Origin of the sequence: Bradyrhizobium erythrophlei, assembly GCF_900129505.1 — a bacterium.
Taxonomy (GTDB): Bacteria; Pseudomonadota; Alphaproteobacteria; order Rhizobiales; family Xanthobacteraceae; genus Bradyrhizobium; species Bradyrhizobium erythrophlei_D.
Genome location: NZ_LT670818.1, coordinates 3,480,749 through 3,500,000, shown reverse-complemented (window position 1 = coordinate 3,500,000; position 19,252 = coordinate 3,480,749). Strand labels below are relative to the sequence as shown.

Here is a 19,252-nt window from a genome sequence, read left to right as displayed (position 1 = left end):
CTTCACTTGATAACTGGAAATCCAAAACCTTACGGCATGGTTTCACACACATCTGCTTTCACAGACTTGTACGAACCCCAAGACACAAGGCCTTGGAGTTCCAGCTATCGAAGGTGGGTTTCCCCATTCGGAAATCCGTGGATCAAAGCTTCTTCGCAGCTCCCCACGGCTTATCGCAGCGTAGCACGTCCTTCATCGCCTCTCAGCGCCAAGGCATCCACCGAACACCCTTAAGGCACTTGATTGCTCTCATTATCAATGTCCACACACTCGGCAGAATGTAGTCCGCACACTTGCCAAAAGACCGAAGTCTCAAAGGCACGCACCCTCGATGAATGCTGCATGCGGCTGGACACTGATTAGAAAGACCAGCTTGCTTCGTAAGATCAACCCGATAGCGAGGCGGTCAAGCTTCGCTAAAAAGATCATTTACAACTCACTCATCTTGCGATGAACGAGCGCCGAAATGACCTGGAGATTATGAATTGGATTCCACAAATTGCTTTGCGGATCCAAAACTCGGATCGATCTCCTCTTTACGATGTCAGAAATCCCGCAAGCGACATCTGTGAAGACGCTGCATGCGAAGTGATGTTTCGCGGACGATTGTTCGAAGCGCTCTAGTCAAAAGCAATGCATCGATCTTCAATTCCATCTGGTGGAGCCAGACGGGATCGAACCGACGACCTCATGCTTGCAAAGCACGCGCTCTCCCAGCTGAGCTATGGCCCCGTACCAGAAGACGAATGCGTTAAGCTGGATAAAAGACGCATACGCTCGATCAAGGTGGTGGGCCTGGGAAGACTTGAACTTCCGACCTCACGCTTATCAAGCGCGCGCTCTAACCAACTGAGCTACAAGCCCCTAACGACTAGGAACCCGCTCGCGCGCACCGGCCGACCGGCCAGATGCGTCGCACAAGCGCAGCCCCTGGCGCGTGTTCGTCCGCGAAGAAAGAGAAACGAAGACGGCGAAATCCCGCCAATGGAGCTCAACAATCCTGAAACTGTTGGCCCCTGATGTTTCTGAAGAGGTTCGATAGAAGCAAGCTTCTGAAGAACCATCCTTAGAAAGGAGGTGATCCAGCCGCAGGTTCCCCTACGGCTACCTTGTTACGACTTCACCCCAGTCGCTGACCCTACCGTGGCCGGCTGCCCCCTTGCGGTTAGCGCACCGTCTTCAGGTAAAACCAACTCCCATGGTGTGACGGGCGGTGTGTACAAGGCCCGGGAACGTATTCACCGTGGCGTGCTGATCCACGATTACTAGCGATTCCAACTTCATGGGCTCGAGTTGCAGAGCCCAATCCGAACTGAGACGGCTTTTTGAGATTTGCGAAGGGTTGCCCCTTAGCGTCCCATTGTCACCGCCATTGTAGCACGTGTGTAGCCCAGCCCGTAAGGGCCATGAGGACTTGACGTCATCCCCACCTTCCTCGCGGCTTATCACCGGCAGTCTCCTTAGAGTGCTCAACTAAATGGTAGCAACTAAGGACGGGGGTTGCGCTCGTTGCGGGACTTAACCCAACATCTCACGACACGAGCTGACGACAGCCATGCAGCACCTGTCTCCGGTCCAGCCGAACTGAAGGATTCCGTCTCTGGAATCCGCGACCGGGATGTCAAGGGCTGGTAAGGTTCTGCGCGTTGCGTCGAATTAAACCACATGCTCCACCGCTTGTGCGGGCCCCCGTCAATTCCTTTGAGTTTTAATCTTGCGACCGTACTCCCCAGGCGGAATGCTTAAAGCGTTAGCTGCGCCACTAGTGAGTAAACCCACTAACGGCTGGCATTCATCGTTTACGGCGTGGACTACCAGGGTATCTAATCCTGTTTGCTCCCCACGCTTTCGTGCCTCAGCGTCAGTATCGGGCCAGTGAGCCGCCTTCGCCACTGGTGTTCTTGCGAATATCTACGAATTTCACCTCTACACTCGCAGTTCCACTCACCTCTCCCGAACTCAAGATCCTCAGTATCAAAGGCAGTTCTGGAGTTGAGCTCCAGGATTTCACCCCTGACTTAAAGACCCGCCTACGCACCCTTTACGCCCAGTGATTCCGAGCAACGCTAGCCCCCTTCGTATTACCGCGGCTGCTGGCACGAAGTTAGCCGGGGCTTATTCTTGCGGTACCGTCATTATCTTCCCGCACAAAAGAGCTTTACAACCCTAGGGCCTTCATCACTCACGCGGCATGGCTGGATCAGGCTTGCGCCCATTGTCCAATATTCCCCACTGCTGCCTCCCGTAGGAGTTTGGGCCGTGTCTCAGTCCCAATGTGGCTGATCATCCTCTCAGACCAGCTACTGATCGTCGCCTTGGTGAGCCATTACCTCACCAACTAGCTAATCAGACGCGGGCCGATCTTTCGGCGATAAATCTTTCCCCGTAAGGGCTTATCCGGTATTAGCACAAGTTTCCCTGTGTTGTTCCGAACCAAAAGGTACGTTCCCACGCGTTACTCACCCGTCTGCCGCTGACGTATTGCTACGCCCGCTCGACTTGCATGTGTTAAGCCTGCCGCCAGCGTTCGCTCTGAGCCAGGATCAAACTCTCAAGTTGGACTTGAAACTTTAAACCGGCTGATCACAACGTTTGACGAGGTCCCACCATATTTATCGCCTGCGATTCACATCGCGGACGACGATGGTGTAACCTATGTAAACGTGTTCCGCCGAAGTCTTTCGTCCAGCCTCGAAAGATGGAAACCGAAGTTTTCAAGTATTCGAGACTCGCAAGGACTCCGCCGTCCACGTTTCTCTTTCTTCATCTTCACTTGTCAAACAGCCCGGGGTCCGAAGACCCCTCTCCCGTAGCCGAGAGCTTTGGTCCCTTCCCGTTAAGGAAGGGTCGGAAGTTCTCACTCGACGGCAAATGACAACCGACTGTCATCGGCTGTTGATTCACTCATCTTAATGAGGAGCTTCACGGGCACGAAAACATGTCTTGGCCAAGAGCCAAAACAGCGCCGCGCTCAGTGGCCGGGTTATAGTCCCGCCCGATCGGCGTTGTCAACGGGTGTTGTCAACAAATCGTCGCATCGCCTGTGAGAATCTTGAACCACGAAGAAGTCCCGATATTTCGGGACTTTGCGCCGTACTTGAGCCACAATCCTGCGACGTTCTGGCACTACGTATACATTGAATCGCCGGGTACCAGTGGGGGCTGCCGGCGTTTGTTCTACCGAGGGATCGGCGATCTCCAATGGAACCCATCGCCTTTCCCTTATGCCTGGAAACATCGAGAGATCTTAAAGACCATTGTTGTTCGTGATCCCGGCCTCGCTTTGGCCATTGATTAGCGGACATCTATGCGGCACGCCGTGGTCCCGGATCACCCTTTCAGAGGGCGAACGCGGATCAGGAATGGAAAAAGATCTCGTCGAATGTTGATGGAATTTGGGGGGACGGCGGGTTGAGCCACAGGACGTCAGGCGGGGGCGGCTACGGACGCGAGACCGGGATCATCGATCTCGGTCACGAGCCGCCGCTTTCCGTCGACGGTTCCGAGGCCGCGGTGATCGATCGCCGCCGCGTCTCCGTACAATGGTTTAGCGGTACCATTCTCACCGGCCTGTGCGGCGCAGCCCTTATCGGCGGCGCCGTTTTTGCGTCTCTCGACGGCGAAATGACCTTCGCCAAAGTGCCGGAGCGGGTCGAGGGAGCGCTGCGCGGCGCGTTCGGCGCCAATGACAAGACGGCCAGCCTGCACAAAAGCGATCGCCTGCCGCCGCCCGGGGAATCGACCGCGGCGCGCAGCGTGGTGCGGGTCTCCACGGTGGCCCGCGTCGGCAACCGCGACGTCATGCGGGTGCGGCCCTTCGTCCGCATCTCCGGCAATCTGTCGATGACGACCAGCGATCTCAGTTCCAAGATCCCGCCGTTCAACGCCCAGCGCATGCTGGGTGATGTCGGCGGCCCATCGCCCGCCGCCTCCGACGATCCCAATGCCACCGCCGACGCGGCGAATGCGGCCGAACCCGATGCCGAGGTTTCGTTCGTCACCAAGGACCTGGCGCCGATCCTGCCGAAGGCGAAGGTCGCCGCGGTGGTCGCGCTGGACGATATCCTGATGCGGGTGCGTGACGCCTCGAATTGGCGCGGCAGCAGCGGCGTGCGCTATGCGGCGCTCGCCAACGCCGCCGCGGACGCCACCGGCGCCAGCGGTACCCAGTCGGACATGAAACTGGCCTACGCCAGCGAGGGCAGCACGCCCGATCCCTATGCCGGCTTTGAAACCCGCGTTGTCCCGGAAAACGTCACACTGCTGGCGAAGACCAAGGACCAGGTCACCGGCGGCAATCCGACCGGCGAACGCATCCACATCGTCAAGAAGGGCGATAGCGTCACCTCGGTGCTGCGCGACCAGGGCGCCACGCCGGAAGAGGCGAAAGCCATCGCCGCCACGCTCGGCCCCCGCGGCCGCGACGGCGGACTGAAGGAAGGCCAGAAGCTGCGCATCCTGATGGCGCCCGCGGGCCCGGGCCAGCGGCTGCAGCCCTACCGGGTGATCGTCGCCAACGATTCCAATATCGAAGCCGTCGCGGCGCTGTCCGACCTCGGCAAATACGTCGCCGTCGACGTGCAGAGCATGAACACCGTCGCCGAGACCACCGACAACGGCGACGACGATGACGACGACGGCAGCGGGGTCCGGCTCTATCAGAGCATCTACGAGACCGCGCTGCGCAACAAGGTGCCGGCGAACGTCATCGAGGACATGGTCCGCATCTACTCCTATGACGTCGACTTCCAGCGCAAGGTGCAGCCCGGCGACTCCTTCGACGTGTTCTACGCCGGCGAAGACGACGGCACCAACGCCAACGAAAAGAGCGAGGTGCTGTATGCTTCGCTTACCGTCGGTGGCGAGACCAAGAAATATTACCGGTTCCAGACCCCCGACGACTCCGTGATCGACTACTACGACGAGACCGGCAAGAGCGCGAAGAAATTCCTGGTGCGCAAGCCCGTCAGCAATGCGATCATGCGATCGGGCTTCGGCGGGCGCCGCCATCCCATCCTCGGCTTCGTCAAGATGCACACCGGTGTCGACTGGGCCACGGCCTACGGAACGCCGATTTTCGCCTCCGGCAACGGCGTCGTCGAAAAAGTCGGCCCCGAGGGCGGCTACGGAAAATATGTCCGCCTGAAGCACAGCAATGGTTACGAGACCGCGTACGGCCACATGTCGGCCTTCGCCAAGGGCCTGGAGGTCGGCAAGCGGGTGCGGCAGGGCCAGGTGATCGGCTTCGTCGGGTCGACGGGCATGTCGACCGGTCCGCACGTGCACTATGAAATCCTGGTCAACGGCCGTTTCGTCGATCCGATGCGCATCAAGCTGCCGCGCGGCCGCTCGCTGGACGGGCCGCTGCTGGCAAGCTTCGAGAAGGAACGCGACCGTCTCGACGGCATGATGAACACCCGCGGCACCGCACGGTTATCGGACGCCACCGGCTCAACCGGCGTGCGGCAGATCAGCAATCGCTGAGACCCCCCACTTCGCTCGCATTGTGAAATAACACCGCCAGTTACGAAACCGTGTTCGCGCAGGCCAGGAAGACGGTTCCCATCGCGGTAGGACGGCCCCGAGCGGCAGCATATCGATCACCGCATGCATGCCGGTTTCATTAAATTTCAATAACCCGTTGGAACCTGGGCGGAACTCCTTGGTTTGAATCGTGTTGGCAAGCCTTCAAAGGGAGGATGTCATGGACAATTGGACCAACGCGAAGTTATGCGACGTCGCCAACCTGATCCTGGGCGCGATCCTGTTCTTTTCACCCTGGATGTTCGGGTTCGAGGCCGGAAAAACCTCTCAGAACGCCTTTATCGCCGGCATTGTCATCGCGGTACTCGCGATCGCGGCGCTGGCGGCGTTTGCCGTCTGGGAGGAATGGCTGAACCTGATCGTTGGATTGTGGACGCTCGTTTCACCCTGGGTATTGGGCTTCCAGGGTAGCGGCGCGGCGACGAAGGTTCACGTGGTCATCGGCGCGGCAGTCGCCATCCTTGCCGCCCTCGAACTCTGGATCATGTCGCAAAACCCGCCGCGCTTGACAATGAACCGCTGAGGCGCAGCGTCACCACCCCGCCCGAGGCGGGGTGGTGACGGCAAGCCTGAGGGATCAAAGCCATGAAGCAGCTGATACGGGACGACGTCATCAAAGCGGTCGGCCAGGCCGACGACGTGACCATCGCAGAGATCATCGGAACCGGTGCCTCGGCGGAGGAACTGGCGGAAGCGCAGGCTTGGGCTATCGATGACGATCCGCTCCTGAACGCCGGCAAACCGCTGCCGACCGGACGGGTTCGCGAGTTGATCGATATCCTCGCAGAGCTTGAGACGGACGAAGAACAGGAAGGAGAGGTTGGGGAAGCGGGCGCTCCCGTCGAATAGGTTTGATATCGATATCCCTGCAGGTCGGACCTGCGGCGCAAGCAGCCAACGCCCCGCAGAGCCCATTGTCGCACGCGTCATGCGCGTACTAGAGTATATCGCCATGACGAAACGATTGATCGTAACCGTATCCTTGATTTTGAGTGGCCTGTTGGTCGTGGCCGGCCTGGCATCGGCTAGCACCGAACGCCGACACGCATTGCCGAGGCACCTTGCAGACCATTGCGCATATCGCGATGCCTCAGGCGGTTGCTCGGCAGCCATGGCTCAGACGATTGAACGAGCCCCTCGAAATAGTTGGACGAAAGCGCGGCATCCCAAGGCGCCGACGACCAACCCGGCCTTCAAAAGGCGCGAACTATATTCGGCTGTACGGGAACGCCTGTTGAAATTTGGATGGCAACCGGCCAGCACGGCCGACGCCGATCGATGCATACAGGGCGACAGTCGATGTGAAGGAAGGCCGGAGATGCAAGCTTGTGCAGGCACCGGCGAAGCCAACTGCAATTTTCGCTGGCGGAAAGCCGACATTGTTATCGATGTCAGTACCATCAACGATATACCGGTCGTTACCACGATCTCCAAATGTCGCAACGATTGTCGTTAGCGAAACGCTTTTGATTGACGGGTAATTCCGTGCCCGGCCTGGCATCAGGAAAGCGCGTTCCACGCGCCGTCCGCTGGCATGCCTTCGACAAGGTTTTCTTGGTATTGCACTCGCTCGTCGTTAAGAGCGGCCGCGGTTTCCGCGCTCGTGATTGACGCCCGGTTGCCACCCGATCCGCCATAGTGAGATTTTCCCGTGTTTGGATCGGCAACGGAGGCAAATTCCAACGCCAACGCGAATTGAGCGCCGAGGAGGTTGTTGCTCTGACCGATGATATATCTCTTCACGCTCGGCCGCTTGGCGGCAATGAGATAATTGCGGAACACATTTTCCTGCATGGCTGGATCGAACGTGTCGCTGGTGTTGATCCCCAGAACCGCGACGGCGCCCCGCATGGTAACTGGGATAACTTGGTATTTTCCAACGGCAAACAACCTGTTGGGATTTCCCGAGGGTAGCGCCTGCAAGGTCATGATTTGCTGGATGGTCATTTTCGAAAAATCGATCTTCTTTCTCGCCGAGTCGCCCGCATTGCCGCGATTGAAGGTGCCGTAGTCGCCTTCGCCTCTCGCAATCAACTGGCCGAGATGTCCCCCCGCGCCCGGCTTTCCCGCCGGCCCAGGACCGGACGGCGTCTTGGGCAGACGACCGGCCGGTGCAGGCTGCGCGGGTCCGGGCGTTGTCGCACTCTGCACCAGATCCGCAGAGCCGGGCGTTACACCCAACACATCGTTTCCCGCAGCGATAATGTCATCCTTCACTGAGTCGAGTGCAGTCTGCAGGTCGGTGGCGATACTGTTCAACGCGGCGGTTCCGTTCGCCGACGCTGGCGGCGGACCGGGATTGCCCAAATATTTCGAGTAACGGTCAATAACCTGGGCGCCCGTCAATCCTCCCCAAGGAAGCGCCGCGGCTTGCAGGGGGGGACCAAGATCCGCTGCGATCGAAGCGCTCGGATTAGCCAACGCGATAGCAGCCGCCGTCGGCCCTATCAGCTGCGCTAGGCAAAGCTCATGTGCGCTCGGTGATCGCCCAAGAGCGGTCTTGATCGCCTCAAAGTCTTGCGCCGCCATCGCGGCAAACATTGCCAATTGGAAACCCCAATCCTGGACGTCGGCGGCTCCGAAGTCGATCAAGCTGAGGGTTGGGTCCTTTCTGCCGGCATCCCATTCCGACTGCAGCAAACGAAACGGCCCGATCTGATTGTTCTGGGTGTCATTCTTGATATCGGAACGAAGCTTGGCCATCCCCGCAAGATAGTGCGGAAACACTGCAGTACTAAGACCTTCGAGCCAGCACTGCCGGAAGAACGCCGCATTATCGACCGAAGTGTCCGCAGCTAAAGGCGACGTGTCGCCAACTACATCCTTTGTGACCCAGCCAATAACAGCGCCCCGTTGGACCTGAACCCAGCCTTCGCTCTCCTGAAGTATGGTGACTTCGAAGCCCGGGCTAAAGCGAACCATCATTTGCTCGCCATTGGGGTCTTTGCGCAGTGTTCTTCCAGACGTCATGAACGGCATTGCAAGATCACTCCCGAAATATCAATTCACCGGCCCGTCAGGGCTCTGTGACCTTCAAATAAAGCTTGTTGTCAACCTGATCGCCGAGTTGCTTGTCGAAGTTATTTTTGTTGCGAAAATCACTAATCGCCGTCCTTGTCGCCGAGTCGAGTTCGCCTTTATTCGGAAGGGCGGTAGGCTGCATGCCGATTTTCTTCCGCAAAGCATCTTGGAGTTCGCCGATGGCGAGCTTGACCTGTCCCTTGGGGTAATCACTCGTCGCGCCGTATCGCCCGACCTCAAAAGCGTTCCTGAATCCATTTTTTTTACAGTCGCTCACGTCCGCAGCTACATTCTTCAGAAGCTGGTTGAGTTTCGGAACTTTCGCGGTCTGCGGGCTTGATGGGTCCACCAGACCGCGCCCCACAAGAAAATTGGTGACCGCTTGATCCTTTGTTTCGCCGGTTTGTGACACACACAGTGCTTTTTCGACTTGAGCGTTAAATATATCCTTAGCGTCCAGTCCTGCCGGGCGGAAATCCTCCGACGGCAGCCGCTTTCGAACGTCGGAGATTACTGCTCCCCTCACCGCTGCCGAGGTGGCCGACGTAGCGGGTGCTGTTCTTAAACCGATCGGCGGCATTCGCAGCGCATCGGGACCGCCGCGATGATAGACGGTGACCGTATTGTTGATACTCATTTCAATCGAATCAGGAACGCAAATCGACAGATAGTTGCGCAAGACGTAGATAGCGGCTGGCCTGTTATCGATGACGAGATCGAGATTGTTGACGCGGAATCGAGTTCTGTTATCTCGTACGACCGAGTCTACCGTGGTATAGTCGACCGCGTTCACGAGCCGAAGATCAATGTTGGTAAACGTCTCGGCCGCGAGTCCAAACGCGATGGCTGTTAAGGCAATTGGCGTCGAGCCGGCGTCGGTCGCTTTCAGAATGCCCGCGGCTGCGCCGCCGATGCTTGCAAGTTCTTTGAGAAAAGGTTCTTTGGAGCTTTTCCTGTCGTAGAGCCACGAAAGATACGCATCACACCGAAGGTCGATGTCATTCATGCCGGCCTGAACAAGCAGTCCCCAATCACGCGGCGTGAGGCTCAAGCCGTCGCAACTGACAGTATCGATGCTCCTTGCCGTTCGACTAAGCGCTTGCGAGCAAATGTTCGCGAGATAAATGTCTTGAAGCTGTGTGGATGCAGGAAGACCATCCCAGTAAAGATCCGTTCCAATGCCCTCGCGGAGATAACGAGAATCCCTTGTTGGATCGCAGCCGGCAACCAGCAGCGCCAGCCCCACGCACGCAACGATTACCACACTGCGAGCAAAGTCACGGTCCCACCGCACTTTGGCTCGCGACGGCTGAAGGTTAACGGTTAAGCGATGGGTTCCGCGCACGCGCTATCTCTCAATGCTCAGGTGTTAATGGCTCGACGTCAAAATGCTCCGGTCCCTCATGTTCCCCGGCCGCGGCGTTCAAATTGGAGGCGACAATCGCAAACGCGCGCTGCACGTCATCGACTACGTCCCGCCGACGCGTGTTGATGTTGCGTACCAGGGCCCGCCAACGAACGTGCTCGCCGGCATCGGCGGATTCCCGCCAGAAGCGCAGAATGAAAACCTGATCCAGCAGCGGTCTTTGTTCGGTCATGAGGCGAGGTTCGCATGGCGCGAACTCGGGACGATTGTGCAACGGTTGCGGGATTGTCGTCTGCCGATCACGCGCAATCGGCGTAGCGGTATCAGGCGGACGCGGTCCCGATCACGGCAGGATCACGGCGCGGACGGGAGAAGCCGGGCTTTCGCCCGGCACGCACGGTTTATCCGGAAATAAGGGGGTTCGTCGGCAGCCGCAGAACTTGCGGCGGTCGCCCTAAATGGCGAAACGCGGCCTCTCGTCACGGCCAACCAGCCGAGCACGCAGATGCTGGGCGTTTTCGGCATTGTGTAAATCTCTGATCTCTTCAATCGCCGCGCGTGTCGCCGGAAGCGGCGAGATGCCCAGCTCTTTTCGGATCATTCCGATCCAGTGATCGTAATACCGAATAGCGTCGATTCTTCTTTCATCGAGCGCGAGCAAAGTCAGAAGGTGCCGAACCAGTTCTTCACGGTAGGGATCGAAGCGCAGCGCGTGACGGGCGAGCAGTATCGCATCGTGGTACTGGGCACAAAGCCCGAGATGACGAACAACGATCATTGCCGACCGGATGAAAAGGGAGTGCAACCGCTCGCGTTCCTCCAAGATCCAATCGGCATCTTCGCCGTCCAGGAACGGCCCCTCGTAACGGTACAGAACCGCGAGAATCTCCTTTATCGCGGCTGATCCCAAATCCGGCTCCGGACCACTAAGAGTCGTCTGTGCCGCCTCAAGCAGCGCCCAGGTGTCAACATCCAGCCACGGCGTCCTTTCGAGAATGGTCTCCGGACCAACTGTCCTCAAGCTGTGGCCTTCTTTGTATTCGGGAGCCGAGGCAAGCAACTTCCGCAGCCGCCAGACAGCCGAATTCATCGCGCGGCGCCCCCTCTCGGCATCAAGCTCCGGCCAAAACAAGTCGATAAGCCGCTCGCGACGATGCGGGCGATCCGGAAAGGTAAAAAGGAAACCGGCTAATCGCCGTCCCGCTGGACCGAGGTCCGACCAGATCTTTTCGCTGCTACTCGTAACTCGACTGGCGCCGAGAAAACTAACGGCCAACACGGTTTCCCCTCCCGCGCGAACACAAATAAAATAAAATGCCGCTTCTGGCTTTTCACCAATTCCGGCCTGGAATTACGGCTTCATCCAATAACCCCAAAGAATACCGCCAGCGAATATCACCAACCAACAGCGCCCAACGCCGCGCAACCAGCGCGTTGCTCGCATCACGTATTGCGCGGGCAGACAACGACCCGAACGCGATTGTGGTGATGAAATGGTAAGTTGTTCAAGATGATTTTACATTCATCGCGATAAATCGCGATGCGTGTCACTTTTACACAACACCCCCTCAGCGTGCGACGTCCTGCCGCACGCTGAAATTGCAGCGTCATTCAACCGAGCGCCGCAACTTTGAATTTCAGAATTTTTTTCGGGAAATACGGGCGCAATTGGCCCTCTCCGCGTCGCGGAGAGGGCTTTAGTTGCCGTCAGTTCAGCTTCCGTTTGGGCACCGGCGCTTCGAACTGCGCGATCTCGGCGGTCTGCGGCGCCTTGCCGTTGAAGGTCAGCACGTTGCCTTCCACCGAGATCGCCACGCGATCGCCGTCCTTGACGTCGCTGGCGAGGATCATCTCCGCCAGCGGATCCTGCAGGCTGCGCTGGATCACCCGCTTCAGGGGCCTCGCGCCATAGGCGGGATCCCAGCCCTTGGCAGCGAGCCAATCGCGCGCCGCGGCGTCGAGCGTGAGCGTGATCTTGCGCTCTTCCAGCAGCTTCTGCAGCCGGGAGAACTGGATCTCGACGATCCGGCCCATCTCGCTCTTTTGCAAGCGGTGGAAGAGGATGATTTCGTCGACACGGTTGAGGAATTCGGGACGGAAGTGCGCGCGCACCGTACCCATCACCTGCTCGCGCACCGCGGAGGTGTCCTCGCCTTCCGGCTGATTGACCAGGAATTCGGAGCCGAGATTCGAGGTCATGATGATCAGCGTGTTGCGGAAGTCGACGGTGCGGCCCTGACCGTCGGTCAGCCGGCCGTCGTCGAGCACCTGCAGCAGCACGTTGAAGACATCGGGATGCGCCTTCTCGATCTCGTCGAACAGCACGACCTGGTAGGGCCGGCGCCGCACCGCCTCGGTGAGTGCGCCGCCCTCGTCATAACCGACATAGCCCGGAGGCGCGCCGATCAGCCGCGATACCGAATGCTTCTCCATGTATTCGGACATGTCGAGGCGGACCATCGCGGTCTCGTCGTTGAACAGATATTCGGCGAGCGCTTTCGTCAGTTCGGTCTTGCCGACGCCGGTGGGGCCTAAGAACATGAACGAGCCCATCGGGCGGTTCGGATCCTGCAGGCCGGCGCGCGAACGGCGCACGGCGGTCGCCACCGCATGCACCGCTTCGGCCTGGCCGACCACGCGGTTGCCGAGGCTGCCCTCCATCTTCAGGAGCTTGTCCTTCTCGCCTTCCAGCATCTTGTCGACGGGCACGCCGGTCCAGCGCGACACTACCTGGGCGATGTGATTGGCGGTGACCGCCTCCTCCATCATCTCGCCGGCGTTTTCCTTGGCCTCGATATCGGCGAGCTTCTTTTCAAGCTCTGGAATGCGGCCATAGGCGAGTTCACCAGCGCGCTGATATTCGCCGCGGCGCTGGGCGTTGGCGAGTTCGATGCGAAGCGCGTCGAGCTCGCTCTTGAGCTTCTGCGCGTTGGAGAGCTTGTTCTTTTCCGCGCTCCAGCGCGACGTCAGCGCCGCCGACTTCTCCTCGAGGTCGGCAAGTTCCTTTTCCAGCGTCTGCAGGCGGCTCTTCGAGCCGGCATCGCTTTCCTTCTTCAGCGCTTCCTGCTCGATCTTGAGCCGGATGATTTCCCGGTCCATCGAATCCAGCTCTTCCGGCTTGGAATCGACCTGCATCTTCAGCCGCGCCGCGGCCTCGTCCATCAGGTCGATCGCCTTGTCGGGAAGGAAGCGGTCGGTGATGTAGCGGTTCGACAGCGTGGCAGCCGCCACCAGCGCGGAATCGGTGATGCGCACGCCGTGGTGCTGCTCGTATTTGTCCTTCAGTCCGCGCAGGATCGAGATGGTGTCCTCGACCGTCGGCTCGGAGACGAAGATCGGCTGGAACCGGCGCGCCAGCGCGGCGTCCTTTTCGACGTGCTTGCGATACTCGTCCAGCGTGGTCGCGCCGATGCAGTGCAATTCGCCACGCGCCAGCGCGGGTTTCAGCAGGTTGGACGCGTCCATCGCTCCGTCGGCCTTGCCGGCGCCGATCAGCGTGTGCATCTCGTCAATGAACAGGATGATGGAGCCCTCGGCCGAAGTGACTTCCTGCAGCACGGCTTTCAGCCGTTCTTCGAACTCGCCGCGGTATTTCGCGCCGGCGATCAGCGCACCCATGTCGAGCGACAGCAGTTTCTTGTCCTTGAGACTCTCCGGCACGTCGCCATTGAGAATCCGCAACGCCAGGCCTTCGACGATCGCGGTCTTGCCGACGCCGGGCTCGCCGATCAGCACGGGATTGTTCTTGGTGCGGCGGGACAGCACCTGGATGGTGCGGCGGATTTCCTCATCGCGGCCGATCACCGGATCGAGCTTGCCCTCGCGCGCCGCCTGAGTCAGGTCGCGGGCGTATTTCTTCAGCGCGTCGTAGGCATTTTCGGCCGTCGCACTATCGGCGGTGCGGCCCTTGCGCAGCGCTTCGATCGCCGCGTTCAAATTCTGCGGCGTGACGCCGCCCTTGCGCAGGATGCTGCCGGCATCGCTGCCCTTCTCGAGCGTCAGCCCCAGGAGCAACCGTTCGACGGTGACAAAACTGTCGCCAGCCTTCTCGGCCGCCTTTTCAGCGGCATCGAACGCGCGCGCCAGTTCCGGCGCGAGATAGACCTGTCCGGCGCCGCTTCCGGAAACCTTTGGCAGCTTGTTGAGCGCGTCTTCGGTGGCCTTCAGGATCGCGCGGGAATTGCCCCCGGAGCGGTCGATCAGGCCGCCGGCGAGGCCCTCGCTATCGTCCAACAGCACCTTCAGCATATGCAGCGCCGAAAACTGCTGGTGGCCTTCGCGCATCGCGAGCGACTGCGCAGACTGGATGAAACCGCGCGCACGCTCGGTGTATTTTTCAAAATTCATAGCTATTTCCCTCAGCCTGCCGCTCCGCCCCTAAGGCACGGACACAGCATCTTCATTGGGGTTCCGCGAAGCCGCATTGACATTCCTCAACCGGCCGCGGTCGTCGCCGAGGCTTGCGCCGGCTTGAGGCAAATGTGGGAAGGGGCTTGCGGAAACGGAAGAGGCGAATTCACAAAATCGTGTGCAGTGGCGCAGGGGTCGGGAATCCCTTAAGAAATGGGATGCCCTCCATCCCGCTTGCACGGATCAAGAGCCTCTATCGCTACCCCGTCAAAGGCCTTTCTCCGGAACCGCTGCCGGCGGTCAGGCTGGAGCCCGGCCAGGCTCTTCCGGCCGACCGCCGCTACGCCATCGAAAACGGCCCGAGCGGCTTCGATCCATCCCAGCCCGCCTGGCTGCACAAATCGTTTTATCTGATGCTGATGCGCAATGAGCGGCTGGCTGGATTGCGGACGCATTATGAGGACGAGAGCCACGTCCTGACCATTCGCAAGGCAGGCAGCGTCGTCGCCGAGGGCGATCTGGAAACGGCGGAGGGCCGCGCCGCCATCGAGGCGTTTTTCAAGGCGGATTTTGCCGGCGAACTCAAGGGTCCCCCAAAAATCCTTTCGGGCGGCGGCCACAGCTTCTCGGATGTCGCCAGGAAGGTCGTCTCCATCATCAATCTCGGCAGCGTCAGCGCCGTCGAGAACATGGTCGGCCTGCCCGTGCATCCCCTGCGCTTCCGCGCCAATCTCTACGTCAGTGGCTGGCCGGCCTGGCACGAGCACGAACTCGTCGGCCAAACCCTTGCCGTCGGCGACGCCCGCCTGAAGGTCGTCAAGCGGATCACCCGCTGCGCCGCCGTCAACGTCGACCCCGAGACCGCGGCGCGCGACCTCGAAATCCCACCCACGCTGATGCGCCGGCTCGGCCATAACGAGTGCGGGATCTATGCCGAGGTGACCGCCGGCGGCGCGATTGCCGCCGGCGATCCGATCGCTATCGAACAGCCCGAGCTATTGTAGGGTCGGCAAAGGCCGCTTGGCCGTGCCCACCTTTCCTTTTGAGCAATGTCCTGCGTGACGTGGTGGGCACGCTTCGCAATAACGTGGTGAGGATAATTCCTCAGCTCGTCGGCACGACGTAGGCGTAGATCCGGGCGCGCGAGACCGGCGCTTCGCGAACCCGGTTGCCGTTATTGCCGGAGATCATGATCGGGTTGCCCTGCGCGTCGATGCCGCTGATGATCCCGACATGACCGCCGCCGCGCCGGCCCATCACGGCGATGGCGCCGACCTGCGGACCGGAGACGCGCTGGCCATAGCTCGCGAACGAGCGTGCCATGTCCGATCCGGTGCCGCGATAACCCTCGCGCTGCAAGACCATGTTCATGAACCTCGCGCACCACAGGCTGGCGCGGCTCGTCGGGTTACCGCCGATAAAGCGGCGCGCTTCGGCAACCAGGCTCGATGAACCGTATCCACCTGAATTGGCCATGCCGCCGGAAGAGCTGCTTGATGCAAGGCTGGCATTGCTGTTGGCAAAGCCCCGTGCCTGCATTTGCGCCGCGCCGGCATCCCAGCGCGATCCGCGCGCGAGGTGGCGATAGCGACTGTAGGCGTAGTGGCGTTTGACGGCATAATGCCGCGTGTAAGCGTAGTGGTGGTGGACCATGTGACGGCTGACGTGCCGCAGGTAAGCGTGGCGGTAGACGCCGTGATGTGACCTTGCAGAAGCCGGGGAGACCGAACCGACGATCGCCGCCGAACACAATGCCAGTGCGACAAGATGGGGAGATACCCTTCCAAGCGACCGGCAGAACGCAACCAACTGAACCATACTCTATCCTCTGTGACGCACCCCCCGTTCCCATCGGCCGTGAACGCCTCCACCCAAAGGCACGCCACGGTCGACATCCGGGCTTCGTATGCAATTCGGGGTATGGCGAGAGCAAGACGCGATGCGGCAGCGCAAGAACGATTCCGCGATGATTCCTTGACGAAGGAACCGGCTTCCCGCCTCATTGCGGCCGCAAGCATTACTTGCGAATAACGCTTCGGCCCAGGAAGCTCCAAGCAAGGAGCTCGCAACGAGAGGAATGTTCAAATGCCCCACGCCGTCACCAGCGACAATGTCCGCCTCTATTTCGAGGAGGCCGGCCAGGGAACGCCGATCATCTTCCTGCACGAATTCGCGGCCGACCACACCAATTGGGAGCCGCAGATGCGCTACTTCTCCCGCGGCCACCGCTGCATCGCCTACTCCGCGCGCGGTTACACACCGTCGGATGTGCCGCCATCGGCCGAGATCTACACCTACAAACATTTTTACACCGACGCCTTGGCCGTGCTGGATCATTTGAAGATTGCAAGGGCGCATTTCGTCGGGCTGTCGATGGGCTCCTACTCGTCGCTGCAGATCGGTCTCAACGCGCCGGAGCGCGCGCTGTCGATGACGCTGGCCGCGGTCGGCTCCGGCTCGAGCCTGGAAAACCTCGATGCCTTCCGTAGGCAATGCCGGGCCAACGCCGAGCAATATGAGGCGATCGGCTCGGCCGAGGTCGCAAAAGCCACGCGCGAGGCGCCGAGCCGGATTCCGTTCTTGCTGAAGGACCCGCGCGGACACGCGGAGTTCTACAATTCGCTGGCCCGCCACGACGCCAAGGGCTCGGCCAACACCATGCGCAGCTTTCAAGGCGCGAGGCCCTCGATCTACACCCTGACCGAGACGATCGGGAAAGTCCCGACTCCCGCCCTGATCATCTGCGGCGACGAGGACGACAATTGCGTCGAGCCCAGCCTGTTCCTCAAGAAGCACCTGCCGGCGGCGGGCCTGGCGTTCTTTCCGAAATCGGGCCACGTGCTTAATCTGGAAGAACCTGCATTGTTCAACGAAATGGTCGAGCGTTTCATCGCGCTGGTCGAGGCCGGCCGCTGGCCGGCGCGGGATCCGAGGTCGATGATGCCGGGATAAATAGCCGTCATTGCGAGCGAAGCAATCCACAGGCTCCGCAACGAGAAGCTGGATTGCTTCGTCGCTATCGCTCCCTTGCGCAAACGCTTCGCGTTTGTCGCAGGCAATGACGGCGTGACTTACCTGCTCTTCCCCGCCCGGCTCAGCAGAAACACGCCCTGCTCGCCGAACATGTTCCAGAACCACCAGGGCATGTTGACCCGCAAGGGGCGGCCGTAGAGATCGAGCGCGACCGCGCGCTCCATCTTGACGTTGATCTCGTCGCAGAGCTGCACGAAATCCTTGATGGTGCAGAAATGGATGTTCGGCGTGTCGTACCAGGTGGCGGGCAGGTTTTCGGTGCGCGGCATATGCCCGCCGACCAATAGCTGCAGCCGCATCCGCCAGAAGCCGAAATTGGGAAACGACACGATGGCGCGACGGCCGATCCGCAGCAAATTTTCCAGCACCACGCGGGGCTGCCGCGTCGCCTGCAGGGTCTGCGACAGGATCACATAGTCGAAGGCGTCGTCGGGATAATTGACGAGGTCGGTGTCGGCGTCGCCCTGCACCACCGCGAGCCCCTTGGCGACGCAGCGGTTAACGCCCTCGCGCGACAATTCGATGCCGCGCCCGTCGATGCCACGGCTTTCCAGCAGCTGCAGCAGGTCGCCGTCGCCGCAGCCGACGTCGAGCACCCGCGAGCCGCGCTCGACCATCTCCGCCACCAGGAGATGATCGCCGCGATAATGCCCGGTGTCGGGCCGCGCCCTGCCGTTCAGCGGTAGCACCTGTTGCTGCATGGTCATGAGCGGCCCTTCCCGGTCAGGCCGCGTGCCTTGCCTGCGGATTGCAGGAAGGCGCGGGAGATGTCGAAGAACTCGGGAACGTCGAGCAGGAAGGCGTCGTGCCCGCGGTCGGTCTCGATCTCGGCGAACGACACCCGCGCGCTGGAAGCGTTGAGCGCATGCACCAGCGCCCGCGATTCCGAGGTCGGAAACAGCCAGTCGCTGGTGAACGACACCACGCAGAACCGCGTCTGGATGCCGCGAAACGCCTGCGCCAGCACGCCATTACGATCAGCGGCGATGTCGAAATAGTCCATCGCCCGCGTCAAATAGAGATAGCTGTTGGCGTCGAAGCGCTCGACAAAGGACGAGCCCTGGTGGCGCAGATAGCTTTCGACCTGGAAATCCGCGTCGAACGAAAACGTCGGCAGGTCGCGATCCTGCATCCGCCGCCCGAACTTGCGGTGCAAGGCTGCGTCCGAGAGATAGGTGATATGCGCGGCCATCCGCGCGACGCCGAGGCCGCGATGCGGATGGGTGCCCTGCTCGAAATAGCGCCCGCTGTGCCAGTCCGGATCGGCCATCACGGCCTGCCGGCCGAGTTCGTGAAACGCGATGTTCTGCGCCGAATGCCGGGTGCTGCAGGCAATCGCCAGCGTCGAGAACACGCGCTTGGGATAGGCCGCGGTCCATTGCAGCGCCTGCATGCCGCCCATCGAGCCGCCGACCACGGAAAACAGCGTGTCGATCCCTAAGCGATCCAGCAGCATGGCCTGCGCGCGCACCATGTCGGGAATGGTGATGATCGGAAAATCCAGTCCCCACAATTTGCCGGTGGCCGGATTGGTCGAGGCCGGCCCGGTCGAGCCCATGCAGCCGCCGATCACATTGGCGCAGATGATGAAGTAGCTGTCGGTATCGAGCGGGCGACCGGGGCCGACCATGGTCTCCCACCAGCCGGGCTTGCCGGTCACCGGATGCACATTGGCGACGTGCTGATCGCCGGTCAGCGCATGGCAGACCAGAATGGCGTTGGAGCGGTCGGCGTTGAGTTCGCCGTAGGTCTGGTAGGCGATCTGGAACGGGACGAGATCAATGCCGCAATCGAGCGGCAACGGCTGGTCGGCTTCGAACAATGCGACGAGCGAACTCGGATGGTCCGCCTCCTGCGACCGCTCGTCGGCGTGGATCGCCGGACTGGGTATCGACTTCACGTTTACCATTTTGACACCGACCTCCCCCGGGGAGGCTG

General features: G+C 60.4%; 13 protein-coding genes, 2 tRNA genes and 2 rRNA genes (1 of these 17 only partly in view). 5 read left to right on the top strand and 12 right to left on the bottom strand.

Going from position 1 to position 19,252, the window contains the following annotated elements:
- The 4 genes from B5525_RS16115 to B5525_RS16100 form a co-directional block, all read right to left on the bottom strand.
- Positions 1-245, bottom strand: a 23S ribosomal RNA gene (locus B5525_RS16115); it reaches 2,615 nt to the left of the window's first position.
- A 411-nt stretch (positions 246-656) separates the two neighbouring features.
- Positions 657-732 (bottom strand) — tRNA-Ala (locus tag B5525_RS16110).
- A gap of 55 nt (positions 733-787) precedes the next feature.
- Positions 788-864, bottom strand: a tRNA-Ile gene (locus B5525_RS16105).
- A gap of 206 nt (positions 865-1,070) precedes the next feature.
- A 16S ribosomal RNA gene (locus tag B5525_RS16100) occupies positions 1,071-2,559 on the bottom strand.
- Together the 16S and 23S rRNA genes with 2 tRNA genes alongside form the textbook arrangement of a ribosomal RNA operon.
- Positions 2,560-3,411: 852 nt before the next feature.
- Between B5525_RS16100 and B5525_RS16095 the strand changes: the two genes are divergently transcribed.
- The 3 genes from B5525_RS16095 (at position 3,412) to B5525_RS16085 (ending at position 6,393) form a co-directional block, all read left to right on the top strand.
- Positions 3,412-5,484 (top strand): M23 family metallopeptidase, encoded by a 2,073-nt coding sequence (locus tag B5525_RS16095; RefSeq protein ID WP_079566882.1) that lies wholly within the window; start codon positions 3,412-3,414, stop codon positions 5,482-5,484.
- A 220-nt stretch (positions 5,485-5,704) separates the two neighbouring features.
- Entirely contained in the window at positions 5,705-6,067 is a 363-nt protein-coding gene (locus tag B5525_RS16090) for an SPW repeat protein (RefSeq protein ID WP_079566881.1), read from the top strand.
- Positions 6,068-6,129: 62 nt separating this feature from the next.
- Complete coding sequence (locus B5525_RS16085) at positions 6,130-6,393, top strand: hypothetical protein (RefSeq protein WP_079566880.1); 264 nt, start codon at positions 6,130-6,132, stop codon at positions 6,391-6,393.
- A 651-nt stretch (positions 6,394-7,044) separates the two neighbouring features.
- Here the strand turns inward: B5525_RS16085 and B5525_RS16080 are convergent.
- From B5525_RS16080 to clpB, 5 genes are all read right to left on the bottom strand, one after another.
- Positions 7,045-8,523 carry a hypothetical protein gene (locus B5525_RS16080; RefSeq protein ID WP_079566879.1) on the bottom strand — a complete coding sequence of 493 codons (1,479 nt, stop codon included), beginning with the start codon at positions 8,521-8,523 and terminating at the stop codon, positions 7,045-7,047.
- A gap of 37 nt (positions 8,524-8,560) precedes the next feature.
- Complete coding sequence (locus B5525_RS16075) at positions 8,561-9,811, bottom strand: hypothetical protein (RefSeq protein ID WP_154073261.1); 1,251 nt, start codon at positions 9,809-9,811, stop codon at positions 8,561-8,563.
- 109 nt (positions 9,812-9,920) lie between these two features.
- Positions 9,921-10,163, bottom strand: coding sequence for a hypothetical protein (locus B5525_RS16070; protein ID WP_079566877.1), 243 nt, complete (start codon positions 10,161-10,163; stop codon positions 9,921-9,923).
- Positions 10,164-10,385: 222 nt separating this feature from the next.
- Entirely contained in the window at positions 10,386-11,207 is an 822-nt protein-coding gene (locus tag B5525_RS16065; protein ID WP_154073260.1) for an AfsR/SARP family transcriptional regulator, read from the bottom strand.
- Between the two features lie 431 nt (positions 11,208-11,638).
- Entirely contained in the window at positions 11,639-14,278 is a 2,640-nt protein-coding gene (clpB, locus tag B5525_RS16060; protein ID WP_079566875.1) for an ATP-dependent chaperone ClpB, read from the bottom strand.
- A gap of 221 nt (positions 14,279-14,499) precedes the next feature.
- Between clpB and B5525_RS16055 the strand changes: the two genes are divergently transcribed.
- Complete coding sequence (locus B5525_RS16055; RefSeq protein ID WP_079566874.1) at positions 14,500-15,285, top strand: MOSC domain-containing protein; 786 nt, start codon at positions 14,500-14,502, stop codon at positions 15,283-15,285.
- Positions 15,286-15,385: 100 nt separating this feature from the next.
- On the opposite strand, the gene B5525_RS16050 is transcribed toward B5525_RS16055, so the two are convergent.
- Positions 15,386-16,099 carry a TIGR02594 family protein gene (locus tag B5525_RS16050; protein ID WP_079566873.1) on the bottom strand — a complete coding sequence of 238 codons (714 nt, stop codon included), beginning with the start codon at positions 16,097-16,099 and terminating at the stop codon, positions 15,386-15,388.
- A 267-nt stretch (positions 16,100-16,366) separates the two neighbouring features.
- Between B5525_RS16050 and B5525_RS16045 the strand changes: the two genes are divergently transcribed.
- Positions 16,367-17,233, top strand: a complete 867-nt coding sequence (locus tag B5525_RS16045) for an alpha/beta fold hydrolase (RefSeq protein ID WP_079566872.1) — start codon at positions 16,367-16,369, stop codon at positions 17,231-17,233.
- Positions 17,234-17,352: 119 nt separating this feature from the next.
- Here the strand turns inward: B5525_RS16045 and metW are convergent, their stop codons facing one another.
- Together metW and metX are read right to left on the bottom strand one after the other, a co-directional pair.
- Entirely contained in the window at positions 17,353-18,021 is a 669-nt protein-coding gene (metW, locus tag B5525_RS16040) for a methionine biosynthesis protein MetW (protein ID WP_079566871.1), read from the bottom strand.
- Positions 18,018-19,223, bottom strand: coding sequence for a homoserine O-acetyltransferase MetX (gene metX, locus B5525_RS16035; RefSeq protein WP_079566870.1), 1,206 nt, complete (start codon positions 19,221-19,223; stop codon positions 18,018-18,020). The genes metW and metX overlap by 4 nt, the downstream gene beginning before the upstream one ends.
- Positions 19,224-19,252: the final 29 nt, after the last annotated feature.